The following is a 12,266-nucleotide window of genomic DNA, read 5'->3' on the forward strand; positions in this document are numbered from 1 at the left end:
CTAGCCGGCGTGAACCCGCTCATGACCCGCTTCCCGCGTCTGCAGCGCTCTGGTCGGCCAGCGACTGCACCTTCTCCTGGGCGCCTGCCAGGTCCTTGCTGTGGATGCCGTCCTCGAGCTGGTTCTGGTAGGTCTCGGCCAGGTCGGCGACCTTCAGGTTCGAGGTCTGGTAGGGCTCGGAGAGATCGAGGCCGATCATCGTGGTGGGTACGCCACGGAAGATGGTGACGTTGCCGTCCTGCTCGCCGATGTACCACTGGTTCTGCGACCAGACGAACGCCGTCGCGACCGCGATCCAGACGACACCGAGGACGGCCATCAGACCGAACGCCCAGCGCAGCCGCGGGTGCTTGGCCGGCGCCTGGAGGGCGTAGCGCATCTCCTCCGGGTCGGAGGCGATCGCACCGTCGGGGATCTCTTCGTCGATCGGGTCCAGCTCGCCGGTGTCACCCATCCGGTGACCGCGGAACAGGGCGGTCATCTGGCCGGTCTTGGTGGTCCTCCGCTTGAGCTCGGCCGCCGCACCCACCATCTGGGCCTCGAGGCCCGGGGACGGGATGGTGTCGCTGGGCACCACGTCGGCGACCACGCAGGTCACGTTGTCGGTGCTGCCGGAGTCGAGGGAGACCCGGACCAGCTCGACGGCTGCGTACTCGGGCGTGCCGGTGGCCAGGATGTCGGCGATCCGGGGGTCGTCGACGTAGCCGCAGACACCGTCGCTGCAGAACATCAACCGGTCGCCGGCGGCGAGGTCGACGATGAACAGGTCGGGCTCGAGCTCCCGGGTGCCGTCGAGCGCCTTGAGGATCAGGTTGCGGTGGGGGTGGGTCTTGGCCTCCTCCTCCGTGATCCTCCCCTCGTCGAGCAGCGTCTGCACGAAGGTGTGGTCGTGGGTGACCTGGTGGATCGCGCCGTTGCGGAGGAGATAGGCACGGCTGTCGCCCACATGGCCGACGGTCAGCTTGGAGCCGTCGAAGAGGCCGACGGTCGAGGTCGTGCTGGTGCCGTTGAGCGTCGGGTCGTGGTCGACCAGGTGGCCGATCTCGTCGTGGGCCATGTGCAGCGCGTGCGAGACCAGGCCGATCAGGTCGTCGTCGACCAGCCCGAGGGCCGGCTCCTCGTCGAGCTTGCGCAGCTGCTGGACGGCGGTGCTGGAGGCGATGTCGCCGCGGGCAGCGCCGCCGACACCGTCGCAGACGGTCAGCAGCCAGGGGCCGGCGTACCCGCTGTCCTGGTTGTCCTTGCGCACCCGGCCGACGTCCGAGACCGCCGCGAACTCGAGGCGGAAGGGTCGTCCGTCGGCGGCGCCGGGGCTGGCAGCGGGGTCGGGGGTGGGGTCGGTCGCAGCGGTCACTTGCGCAGCTCCAGGATTGTTTTACCGATCCGCACCTGGGTCCCGAGAGAGATGGCGGTCGGCTGATTGATCCGGACGGACCCGATGTAGGTGCCATTGGTCGATCCGAGGTCCTCCACGAACCACTGGTCGCCGGAGACGGCGATCCGGGCGTGGCGGGTGGAGGCGTAGTCGTCATCGAGGATGATCGCGGCATCGCTGCCGCGGCCGATGACGATGGGTGCCTGCGAGAGGGGCACGGTCACGCCGGCGTTGGAGCCGGTGGTGACGGCCACATGCGTGGGTACGCCGCGCCGCGGGGCCCTCGCCGCGGCAGCCTTGCCGCGAGCGGGCGGGGCCGCCGGCTGGCCGCCGGCCGAGGCGTTGGTGACCCGCGCGCCGAACATGTCGGAGCGGATCACCGACAGCGCGGCCAGCACGAAGATCCACAGGATCGCCAGATAGGCGACCCTGATCAGGAAAAGGGTCAGCTCGCTCAACGGCGCTCCTCCACGATGTGCGCGGTGATGACGGTGGTGCCGATGCGCACCTGAGAGCCGTCGTCCAAGGTGGCACTCGCCATCTTCTGCCCGTTGACCAGCATGCCGTTGGTCGAGCCGAGGTCATAGACCTCGACGCGCACACGGTCGCCGGCCTGCTTCGAGCGGAACTCGATGTGGCGGCGGCTGATGCCCGGGTCGTTGATGCGCAGGTCGGCATCCGTCCCACGCCCCACGACGAGGTTTCCGTGGAGCGGGTGCCGGGTGCCGTTGATCTCCAGGTAGGCCTGCGCGCGGCTCACCTGGGTGTCGCTCATGTCTGCGCCCGAGACCGCCGCCTGGGCGCGGCTGCGCACCCGGAACCGGCCGATCGTCAGGTCCTTCGCCTCGCCGAACTCGATGCTCACGCGGCCGGGGAAGACGAACCCCTGCGCCTCGGCGTGGTCCATCAGCTGGCGCTTCAGCTCTTCCTTGAGGTGGGGTCCGTAGGACTCCAGCTTGCTCAGGTCGCTGGAGGAGAGCTCCACGAAGAAGTCGTTGGGGACCAGGCGCCGCTGGCGGCTGAGCACCTGGGCGTTGTTGTCGATCTCGCGCTGGAGCGCGGCGACGATCTCCACCGACTTCACCTCGGACCGGAACGCCTTGGCGAAAGCGCCTGAGATGAGCTGCTCCAACTTCTGCTCGAACTTCTGCAGGCCGCTCACGTTGTTGCGCTCCTCTCAGGTGCCGGGGTGGGCCGGTCGGGGTCGGGTGGTCAGTCGCGTACAGGCATAGTGGTCCCCGGGATTCGGCCCGATCGTATCGGTGCACCCTAGGGGATCTGCCACTTCCCGCATTCTGCGTGGTTTCGATCCTCCCACGATCCGGTGACCACCAGCGCCAAGGCTGGCGGGGTGCCGTCGTTTTGGGTCAGCGGGTGCCCGTGGGCTAACGTTTCCTCTGCTGCACGCGCGAGTGGCGGAATAGGCAGACGCGCACGGTTCAGGTCCGTGTGTCCGAAAGGACGTGGGGGTTCAACTCCCCCCTCGCGCACGTGTGAGAAGCCCCGGTTCGAAAGAACCGGGGCTTCGTTCATTTCTGGTCGACGCGGTGATCTGGAGCGCGTTCGGCTGATGTCACAGATCGCCGAGATGTTCCGTCGAGGGTGTGAAACATCGGGAATCAACTGAACATCTGGAGACATCATGAACATCGCGCTGTGGATCGTCGCCGGCGTCTTCGCCTTCGGCTACATCGCCGGCGGCATCGTCAAGCTGACGATGCCCTATGAGAAGTACGCAGCGAAGCTGCACTGGCCCGAGGACTTCACGCCCGGAAACGTGCGGTTCATGGGCGTCGTGGAGGTGCTCGGTGGCATCGGGCTGGTCCTGCCCGGTCTGGTGAACGTGGCGCCGGTGCTGGTGCCGGTCGCCGCCTCGTGCATGGCGCTCTACATGGCCGGCGCGATCACCGAGCGGATCCGGCGGGCGGAGTACAAGGAGCTGCTCGGGGACCTGGTGTTCCTGGCGGCGATGGTCTTCGTCGCGTGGGGGCGCTTCGCGATCGAGCCGTTCTAACGGCTGGGGTCGGTGAACGAGGACATCAATGTCTCGATGGTCGCCATCAGGCGGTCCTTGTCGTAGCGATCCGGGTCCTCGAGGGTCAGCCGGGCGAACTCCTCGGCGGTGACCAGCGTCAGGTGGGCAAGGAGGTCGACATCGACCTCCTTGCTGTCATTTCCGGTGTCACCGCGCCGCTCGAGCCCTTCCTGGAAGGCGTCGGCGAGGTAGCCGCGGATCAGCTCCCGGGTGGCGTCGATGCGGTCGCGTACGACGGTCGGCGCGTTGCGGGTGAGGCCGAGCACGGGGCGCCACACGTCGGGCTCCTTGCGCACGATGTCCAGCAGAGCGGCGTACGCCTCGAGCGCCCAGTCGGCGACGTCCTGGTCGCCGCCGGGCTGGGGCATCAGGCGGAGGGCGGAGGCGAGAGCGCGGCGCTGGGTGCGGTCGAGCAGGGCATGGAGGAGCGGCTCGAGCCCGTCGTACGCGCTGTAGACGACCGGGCGGGTGACCTCGGCCTCCTGGGCGATCGCCTCGATGGAGACCGACTCGTAGCCGTCGCGTGCGATCACCCGCAGCGCTGCGTCCAGCAGGTGCTCGCGTCGCTGCTCGACCGGCAGCCGCGGTGCGTAGCGGCGTTTTGCCCGGGGCGGTGTGTCGGGGGTCACCTGGACACAATATTACAGAGGTGTAGATTACGCTGAACCTACAGTGGTGTAGCAAAGAGGAGAAGCACGATGGTGTTCGGTGTCAAGACTCACCAGCAGCTGATGAAGCAGTACGAGCCCATGGCCGACTACGGGTTCCTCGGGCCGGACTCGGTGGCGTGGAAGGTCTGGAGCCACCCGACCTCGTACGTCCTGGGCTTCGCTCGTTCGGTGACGATCGAGCACTTCGACCCCAACCTCGCCGCCGCGGTGGTCCAGTCCGGGGGCGTGAAGTATCGGCCCTCGACCCGCTACGGCCGCACGCTGCGCTACTTCGCCATGCAGCTCTTCGCCGGCGCGGAGCAGACGTGCCGGGCCGCCGACGTGCTGGTCAAGGTGCACTCCAAGGCGATCGGCCACGACCCGGTGACGGGTGGTGAGTACGACGCCAACAAGCCGTCCTCGCAGCTGTGGATCCACATGACGGCGTGGCACTCGATCCTCAAGTGCTACGAGATGTTCGGTCCGGGGCGTCTCTCGGAGGACGAGGAGAACCGGTTCTGGGCGGAGTGCCGTGAGATCGCGAAGCTGCAGACGATCGATCCGGCCACCGTGCCCGCCAGCCGTGACGAGGTGCACCGGTACTTCGAGGACTGGCGCCCGCACCTGGCCGCCTCCGAGGCGGCCCAGGACATGATCCACTTCATCATCCCGCTGAAGGTCGCGCTGCCGCCGGGGATGCCGGCGTGGCAGAAGACGCTCCTCGCGCCGACGATGTGGGTGATGAGCAAGGGGGTCATCTCGACGTACCCCCGCTACATGCGGGAGATGGCCAACCTCCGCCAGGGGCCGCTCCTCGATGCGGCGGTGCGCCTCCCGAACAAGCTCCTCCACGGCCTCCTCTTCCGCTCCTTCAACGCCCGGCTCGCGCTGTTCGGCCTGCTCGCGCCGCAGGCCACACCGGTCGCAGCCCCGGCCATCCTCGGCATCCCGCCGCTGAGCGACCGGGTCTGGGAGGTCCGCGAGGCACAGGCCCACTTCGGCTTCGACCACCCCGACGCCGCGCACCCCGACCTGCGGGCCAAGCAGCGCGAACGGGTCTTCGAGAAGGGCGAGAGCCCCAGCGACGAGGGCCTGCTGGAGTCCCAGCAGCACATCGGCTCGATGGACGTGCACGCGGCGGCCCACGTCGGACGCGCGTCCTAGAGGGCCGGCTCGGCGCTCCGCTGCGCAGGGGGTGGCGGAGCGCTGATGCGCATTTTGAGTGATGCGCCCACGGGACCGGGTGACTAGCCTGACGCCATGGAGCGGCCGTGGCCGCTGACCGGCCGGGACGAGGAGCTGCGGAAGGTCGCGGCGGCGATCCGGCCCGGTGCGGCGGGCGTCATCGTTGCGGGACCGGCGGGGGTGGGGAAGACCCGGCTCGCCCGTGAGGCGTTGGCGGGCTCGGCCGGGCACGGGGGACCGGCCGTGTACGCCCAGGGGAGCACGGCCGCCCGGCCGTTCCCGTTGGGTGCTTTCGCCGGTCTGCTCGACCTCCCGCCCGGCGAGGCCGCCGAGACCATCGGCCGGGCGCTCGACCAGATCACCCGGAAGCTGCCGCGCGTGCTGATGGTCGACGACGCCCATCTGCTCGACGAGCACTCCGCGATCGTGGTCCATCGGATGGTGGCCCGGCGGCTGGCTCCGGTCCTGATCACGCTCCGCACCGGGGAGCCCGCTCCCGACATCGTGACCTCGCTGTGGAAGGACGAGCATCTCCCGCGCCTGGACCTGGCGCCGCTGGCCGCCGAGGAGAGCACCCGGCTGATCGCGCAGGTCCTCGGCGGTCCGGTCGACACCGACTCCGCCCATCGGCTGTGGACGATGACCGAGGGCAGTCCGCTGTTCCTGCGGCACCTGCTGGCCGGGGAGCTGGCGGCGGGACGATTCAGCGCGGCGTCCGGGATCTGGCGCTGGACCAGCGAGCCGGCGATCTCCCCCGAGCTCGCCGGTCTGCTGGAGCGGGAGATGGGGGAGCTCGCGGCCGGGGTGCGGGACGTCGTCGACGTGGTCGCCCTGGCGGAACCGGTCACGGTCCCGACGCTGTCCGCGCTGACTTCGTCGGCCGACGTCGAGGAGGCGGAGGATCGCGGGCTGGTGCAGACGGACGGCCTCGTCGCCCGGCTGGCGCACCCCCTCTACGGCGAGGTACGCCGCGCCGCGATGGGAACGCTGCGCGCCCGCCGCCTCCGCGGCCGGGTGGCGCAGACCCTGGACCCCGAGCCGGATCCGATCCCCCGGGCCGTGCTGACCCTCGACTCCGACCTGCCACCGGAGCCGGCGCTGTTCCTGCGGGCTGCCGAGGCCGCGACCCGGATGTACGACCTCCCGCTGGCCGAGCGACTCGCGCGGGCGGCCGCTGCCACCGGCGACCTCGCCGCCAGGATCGTGCACGGCGCCGCCCTCTCCTGGCTCAGCCGCGGCGAGGAGGCCGAGGCGATCCACGAGGACATCGTCGCGGCCGCCGCCGACCCGGGCATGCTCGCGATGGTGCAGCTCCATCGCACCGGGAACCTGCTCTTCACGATGGCCCGGCCCGCCGAGGCCCATCAGGCGCTGGCCGCGGCCGAGGCCACCGGGGCCGTCCCGGCTCACGTCGCGGCGATGTCGCTCGTGCTGGGTCTGGTGGACGGCGAGACCGCCACCGTGCTCGCCCGGGCGCCGCAGCTGCTGCGGAGCGAGCTTCCCGACGATCTGGCCGCCATCCTGGTCGCCACCTCGGCATCCGCGGCGGCCGCCGTCACCGGCGAGCACGACCTCCTCGAGGAGGCCGCCGTCGTGGGCGGCCTGACCGCCGACCGGGTGCCGACCGTCATCCCCGGCTTCGGGCTCGCCGACTTCCAGGTGCTCGGGCATCGTCTCGCCGGCACCCCCGACCGGGGCGCGGACCTGGCCCGGAGGATGCGCGCGGCATCGGCCGATCTTCCCGGGCCGGCCAGGCTCATGGGACTCGTCGTCGCAGGTCACGCCGCCCTCGCCCAGGGCCGGGTATCCGACGCGCTGCTCTCCCTGCGCGAGGCCTGGGCCGGGCTGGAGGGTTCGGGACACGAGTTCGGGTTCCGGTGCCGTACGTTGCTGGCGACCGCCCTGGCGCAGGCGGGGCGACCGGAGGACGCCGCGCCGCTGCTGGCCGGCGTCGCTGCCGGGCACCATCCGGCGTACCGGCTCTATCTGCCCGACGACCGGCTCGCGCTGGCGTGGGGCGCCGCGGCCGATGGGTGGACGACGGAGGCGATCGGGCTCGCCGTCGCCACGGCGGATCTCGCTCGCGAGGCGGGTTCGCCCGCCTACGAGGTCCTTGCCTGGCAGACCGCGGTCCAGCTCGGCGACACGACGGTGGCGCCGGCCCACCGGCTCGCGCCGCTCGCCGGGCTGGGTCCTCGCGCCGAGGCGGCCCTGGCCCATGCCCGAGCGTGGGCGGACGAGGACGGCGACGCGCTGCTCCGGGTGGCCCATGCGTGGGCCCGGCTCGGTGATCTCGTCGCCGCGGGCGACGCGGCGGCGCAGGCCGCCGACGTGCATCGCCGCGCGGGGAGGCAGGGATCGGGCATGACCGCGGCGGCCGCCGCGGCGAAGCTGGCCGAGAGGTCAGGCGCCCGCACCCCGGCGCTCATGGTCGCGGCCACGCCGCTGCCGCTGACCGCGCGCGAGCGCGAGATCGCCGTCCTCGCCGCCCGAGGGCTGTCGAACAAGGAGATCGCGGCGCGACTGACCCTGTCCGTGCGCACCGTCGAGGGGCACCTCTACCGGGCAAGCCGCAAGCTGGGCGTCTCCGAACGCACCGCGCTGGCGGACCCTCTCGGAGTCGAGTAGCGCACTACTCGCTGCACTCCGGCTCCCGCGGCTGATGCTGAGAAGCATCCAACCGAAGGAGGAGTCATGAGCACCACCTACGTCCGGCCCGACGAGGGCCGGCACACCCCGATGGTCGACGGCGACCACATCGCGAAGGCCACCGTCAAGGACGCCGAGGGGGCCTTCGAGGTCTTCGAGGTGATCGCACCCGCCGCCCCGATGACGCCGCCGCACGTCTCGCCGTGGAGCGGGGTGCTGTACCTGCTCGAGGGCCGCATCACGGCGTACGTCGACGGTACGCCGTACCAGGTCGAGCCCGGCGGACTGGTCGTCTTCCCTGCCGGCACCCCCGCTACCTTCGAGGTCGTCGGCGACTCGGCCCGGGCCCTCGCGATCACGACCGGCGACGGCGCCGGCAAGTTCTTCGCCGACTTCGCCGCCTCCGTCCCCGCGGACCTTCCGGTAGCCGACTCGATGGCCGCGATCCTCTCGGTCACCGAGCGCCACGGTGTCGCGCTCGCGGGAACGCAGCCATTGACAAACTAGAAATCAGTGTCGATTCTGTGAGACATGACAAGCGATGTGTCTCATCCGGTCGCCGCGTACGTCCCTCCGACCGGACCCTCCTGGGCCGACCCGTGGCCGATGTACGCCGCGCTGCGCGAGCACGAGCCGGCCCACCATGTCGCCAAGGGGGACTACTGGGTCCTGACCAGGCACGACGACGTCTACACGGCGGTCCGCGACCACGAGACGTACAGCTCGACGGGCGGCCTGACGACCGCTCATGACGAGCTCGAGCGGATCGGCCTGGCCGACAACCCGCCGATGGTGATGACCGATCCGCCGGCCCACACGGCGTTCCGGAAGCTGGTGAACCGCGGGTTCACGCCGAAGCAGGTCGAAGACGTGACTCCGCGGGTCACCCAGTTCGTCGTGGAGCGGGTCGAGCGGATCCGGGCCGCGGGCGGCGGCGACATCGTCGAGGAGCTGTTCAAGCCGCTGCCGAGCATGGTCGTGGCCCACTATCTCGGCGTCCCCGAGGCCGACTGGGGCCGCTTCGACGGGTGGACCGACGCGATCGTGACGGCCAACGCGGCGCAGGACGAGAGCATCGGAGCCGGTGCCGCCGCCGAGCTCATGGGCTACTTCGCCGAGCTGATCGAGCGGCGCCGACGCGATCCCGGTGACGACACCGTCTCCCATCTCGTCGCCGCCGGGGAGGCCGACGACGACGCCGGTCTGCTCCGGGTGCTCGCCTTCGCCTTCACGATGGTCGCCGGCGGGAACGACACGACGACCGGGCTGCTGGGTGGCGGCCTGCCGCTGCTGGCGGACCGGCCCGACCAGCGCACGCTCGCCCTCGACGACGTCCCGGCCGCCGTCGAGGAGCTGCTGCGGCTCACCTCGCCCGTCCAGGGTCTCGCCCGGACCACCACCCGCGACGTCACGCTCCACGACGTCACCATCCCCACCGGCAAGAAGGTCCTGCTCTGCTACGCAGCGGCCAACCGCGACCCCCGTGCCTTCGGCGCCGACGCCGACGAGCTCGACGTCACCCGCCGGCCGCGGCAGATCCTGACCTTCGCCCACGGCGCCCATCACTGCCTCGGCGCCGCGGCCGCCCGGATGATGGGCCGGGTGACGCTCACCGAGATACTCACCCGGATGCCGTCCTTCACCGTCGACCACGGCTCCCTGGCGTGGGCGCCGGGGAGCTACGTACGCAGGCCCGTCAGTCTCCATGTCGAGGTGACCGGATGAGCTGGCTGGAGGCGGAGCGGAGCGAGCTCGCCGCCGAGCGGATCCTCGACGCCGCGGGCGCGCTCTTCGTGGAGCGCGGCGTCGACAAGCCGGGCATGGACGAGGTCGCCCGGGCGGCCGGCTGCTCGCGGGCGACGCTCTATCGCTACTTCGAGAACCGGCAGGCCCTGATCCACGCCTTCGCCCACCGCGAGGCCCGGCTGATCACGAAGGAGGTCGCCCAGGTCACGGCCGACGTGACCGACCCCCGCCGCCGTATCGTCGAGTCCGTCCTCGCCTGCCTCGCGGCCGTGCGCGAGCGCCCCCACCTCGCCGCGTGGTACGCCGGAGACAGCACCCTCCTCCGCGAGGTGCTCCGCGACTCCCCGATCATCCGCGGGACGGCGGAGAGCTACCTCGCCTCCGGTGCCGAGGACCCCGACCTCGCGGACTGGGTCCTGCGCGTCGTCCTGTCGTTCCTCACCGATCCCGGGGACGACGACGCCCAGGAGCGGCGCCTGCTGGAGCGGTTCCTGACGATTCCTGGGTGAAGACCGGTTCGGCGCGGCTAGCGTTCAGGTACGGCCACGTGGCCGACTTCGCCGAAGGGAGCACCACCATGTCCACCCTCACCTCCCGGGAGAACGACGAGATCGAGCGAGCCAACGCGGACGGACGGCCCGTCGTCGCGTTCGTACACGGCCTCTGGCTCCTGTCCAGCAGCTGGGACCGCTGGCGTGCCCTCTTCGAGGAGAACGGCTACGCGACGATCGCTCCGGGCTGGCCCGACGACCCCGAGACCGTCGAGGAAGCACGCGAGCGGCCCGAGGTGTTCGCCCGCAAGATGGTCCAGGCCGTCACCGACCACTACCTGGAGGCGATCGGCGCGCTGACGGCCAAGCCGGCTGTCGTCGGCCACTCCTTCGGCGGGCTCATCGCCCAGAAGATCGCCGGCACCGGTGCATCGGTCGCGACGGTCGCGATCGACCCGGCGCCGGGTCGAGGCGTGCTCCCCCTGCCGCCGTCGGCGCTCAAGGCCGGATCACCGGTGCTCGGCAACCCGGCCAACGCCCGACGGTCGGTCACGCTGACGTTCGAGGAGTTCAGGTACGGCTGGACCAACAACCTCACCGAGGAGGAGTCCCGGCAGCTGTACGACGAGTACCACGTCGCGGCCTCCGGGGTCCCGATCTTCCAGGCCGCGGTGGCGAACCTGAACCCGTTCAGCGAGACCAAGGTCGACTACAAGGCAGCGGACCGCGGGCCGATCCTGCTCATCTCCGGGGAGAAGGACCACACCGTGCCGCACGCGATCACCCACGCGGCGTACAAGAAGCACGCGCACAACACCCATGCCACCACCGAGTTCGCCGAGATCCCGGGCCGCGGCCACTCCCTGACCATCGACAGCGGGTGGCGCGAGGTGGCCGAGACCGCGCTCGCCTTCGTCCAGAAGCACCACCCGGCCGCCGGCTGAGTCCCCTCAGGTCGCCCGGCCACGACGTCGTGACCGGGCGCTCGGGACCAGCAGGCTGAGCAGGATCTGGCGCGGGGTGAGCGGCGGTACGTCGATCGGGTGGGCGCCCTCGGGGCGGAACGCGTCGAGGTAGAAGGCCAGGTTGCGCCGCCAGGCCTCGGGGGCGGTGGCTCCGGTCACCTCGATGACCTTGCTGTGGGAGAGGACGACGAAGAGCAGGTCCTCGGGGGTGAGGTCGGGTCGGACCGCGCCCGAGTCCACCGCCCGCCGGACCACGGCCTCGATGGTCTGCTGGATCTCCGTGCGCAGGACAGCGAGCTCGGAGCCGCCCTCGAAGTGGGTGGACATCAGGTTGACGTAGCCCGAGGCGGCGGCCTCCAGCTCGCAGCTCGAGGTGAGGTACGCGACGAAACCGTCCCACGGGTCCTCGGCCGACAGCGCCGCCTGAGCGGTGGCGAGATGGGCCTGCAGGGGTTCGACGAGGACGGACTTCCAGAGCTCGACCCGGTCGGGGAAGTGGCGGTAGAGGGTGCCGGAGCCGACGCCGGCCTCGGCCGCGACGTGGTCGAGGGGCGCGTGGATCCCGTCGCGCTGGAACACGGCCTGGGCGGCCGCGATGATCCGCTCGCGGTTGCGGATGCTGTCCCGCCGCTCGGCACGCGCGGGACGGCGGGGCCGGGACTCGCGTGCAGGTCGTTCCGGACGGTCGTCGTGATCGCGCGGGCACCCCATGGCGCCAGCCTACGACGGGCTCGGGAATACCGGGGACTACTCCCCGCTTCCTATACCGGAGACATCAGTCCGGATCATCTAGGAGTCCATCATGTTCATCGCCACGCTCGTCCTGAGCATCCTGTTCGCGCTGCTGCTGCTGTTCTCGGCGTACGGCAAGCTGACCCACAACCCTGCCCAGGCCGAGACGCTGGAGAAGGTCGGCGCCACCCGGATCGTGCCGATCCTGGCGCTGCTCGAGATCGCCGGCGCGGCCGGCCTGATCATCGGCCTGTTCTGGTGGCCGCTCGGGGTCGCGGCCGCGATCGGCACGTTGCTGTACTTCCTCGGCGCGGTCATCGCGCACGTGCGCGTGCGGGACACCCAGATCGCCCCGGCCGCGGTCTTCGCGGTCGTCTCGGTAGCGATCATCGCGCTGCGTACCGTCTCGGCCTGAGCGGAGCCGGGATGCGCGCGGGG

13 protein-coding genes and 1 tRNA gene are annotated in these 12,266 nt (G+C 70.9%); 9 read left to right on the plus strand and 5 right to left on the minus strand.

Annotated features, from left to right (window positions below; translation table 11 throughout):
• Nucleotides 1-19: 19 nt before the first annotated feature.
• From ACZ6WN_RS00765 to ACZ6WN_RS00775, 3 genes are read right to left on the minus strand one after another with little or no spacing between them, the layout of a single operon-like run.
• Nucleotides 20-1,354: a PP2C family protein-serine/threonine phosphatase gene (locus ACZ6WN_RS00765; protein ID WP_465862058.1), complete on the minus strand. Its 1,335-nt coding sequence runs from the start codon at nt 1,352-1,354 to the stop codon at nt 20-22.
• A complete protein-coding gene (locus ACZ6WN_RS00770; RefSeq protein ID WP_141802030.1) occupies nt 1,351-1,833 on the minus strand; it encodes an FHA domain-containing protein FhaB/FipA in 483 nt (160 codons plus the stop codon). Before ACZ6WN_RS00770 ends, ACZ6WN_RS00765 begins: the two co-directional genes overlap by 4 nt.
• A complete protein-coding gene (locus ACZ6WN_RS00775; protein WP_045550788.1) occupies nt 1,830-2,537 on the minus strand; it encodes an FhaA domain-containing protein in 708 nt (235 codons plus the stop codon). Before ACZ6WN_RS00775 ends, ACZ6WN_RS00770 begins: the two co-directional genes overlap by 4 nt.
• 244 nt (nt 2,538-2,781) lie before the next feature.
• On the opposite strand from ACZ6WN_RS00775, the gene ACZ6WN_RS00780 reads away from it, so the two are divergent.
• Together ACZ6WN_RS00780 and ACZ6WN_RS00785 are read left to right on the plus strand one after the other, a co-directional pair.
• A tRNA-Leu gene (locus ACZ6WN_RS00780) sits at nt 2,782-2,865 on the plus strand.
• A gap of 152 nt (nt 2,866-3,017) precedes the next feature.
• Nucleotides 3,018-3,389, plus strand: a complete 372-nt coding sequence (locus ACZ6WN_RS00785) for a DoxX family protein (RefSeq protein WP_465862061.1) — start codon at nt 3,018-3,020, stop codon at nt 3,387-3,389.
• Here ACZ6WN_RS00785 and ACZ6WN_RS00790 read toward each other — a convergent pair.
• On the minus strand, nt 3,386-4,039 hold the full coding sequence (locus ACZ6WN_RS00790) for a TetR/AcrR family transcriptional regulator (RefSeq protein WP_465862062.1): 654 nt from the start codon (nt 4,037-4,039) through the stop codon (nt 3,386-3,388). The two genes, ACZ6WN_RS00785 and ACZ6WN_RS00790, sit on opposite strands and share 4 nt — an antisense overlap.
• 69 nt (nt 4,040-4,108) lie before the next feature.
• Between ACZ6WN_RS00790 and ACZ6WN_RS00795 the strand changes: the two genes are divergently transcribed.
• The 6 genes from ACZ6WN_RS00795 (at nt 4,109) to ACZ6WN_RS00820 (ending at nt 11,075) form a co-directional block, all read left to right on the plus strand.
• Nucleotides 4,109-5,224 (plus strand): oxygenase MpaB family protein, encoded by a 1,116-nt coding sequence (locus tag ACZ6WN_RS00795; protein ID WP_465862063.1) that lies wholly within the window; start codon nt 4,109-4,111, stop codon nt 5,222-5,224.
• Between the two features lie 96 nt (nt 5,225-5,320).
• Nucleotides 5,321-7,873, plus strand: a complete 2,553-nt coding sequence (locus tag ACZ6WN_RS00800; RefSeq protein WP_465862064.1) for a helix-turn-helix transcriptional regulator — start codon at nt 5,321-5,323, stop codon at nt 7,871-7,873.
• A gap of 66 nt (nt 7,874-7,939) precedes the next feature.
• The gene (locus ACZ6WN_RS00805) at nt 7,940-8,401 is read left to right on the plus strand and encodes a cupin domain-containing protein (RefSeq protein ID WP_465862066.1); all 462 of its coding nucleotides are present in this window, start codon (nt 7,940-7,942) and stop codon (nt 8,399-8,401) included.
• Between the two features lie 24 nt (nt 8,402-8,425).
• Nucleotides 8,426-9,619 (plus strand): cytochrome P450, encoded by a 1,194-nt coding sequence (locus ACZ6WN_RS00810; protein WP_465862067.1) that lies wholly within the window; start codon nt 8,426-8,428, stop codon nt 9,617-9,619.
• Entirely contained in the window at nt 9,616-10,149 is a 534-nt protein-coding gene (locus ACZ6WN_RS00815) for a TetR/AcrR family transcriptional regulator (protein WP_465862069.1), read from the plus strand. Before ACZ6WN_RS00810 ends, ACZ6WN_RS00815 begins: the two co-directional genes overlap by 4 nt.
• 68 nt (nt 10,150-10,217) lie before the next feature.
• Complete coding sequence (locus ACZ6WN_RS00820; RefSeq protein ID WP_465862070.1) at nt 10,218-11,075, plus strand: alpha/beta hydrolase; 858 nt, start codon at nt 10,218-10,220, stop codon at nt 11,073-11,075.
• Between the two features lie 6 nt (nt 11,076-11,081).
• Here ACZ6WN_RS00820 and ACZ6WN_RS00825 read toward each other — a convergent pair whose 3' ends face one another.
• Nucleotides 11,082-11,807, minus strand: coding sequence for a TetR/AcrR family transcriptional regulator (locus ACZ6WN_RS00825; RefSeq protein ID WP_465862071.1), 726 nt, complete (start codon nt 11,805-11,807; stop codon nt 11,082-11,084).
• 91 nt (nt 11,808-11,898) lie between these two features.
• Between ACZ6WN_RS00825 and ACZ6WN_RS00830 the strand changes: the two genes are divergently transcribed.
• Nucleotides 11,899-12,243 (plus strand): DoxX family protein, encoded by a 345-nt coding sequence (locus tag ACZ6WN_RS00830; RefSeq protein WP_465862072.1) that lies wholly within the window; start codon nt 11,899-11,901, stop codon nt 12,241-12,243.
• The last annotated feature ends 23 nt before the right edge of the window (nt 12,244-12,266 follow it).

It is taken from the genome of Nocardioides sp. NPDC054178 (genome assembly GCF_055585005.1).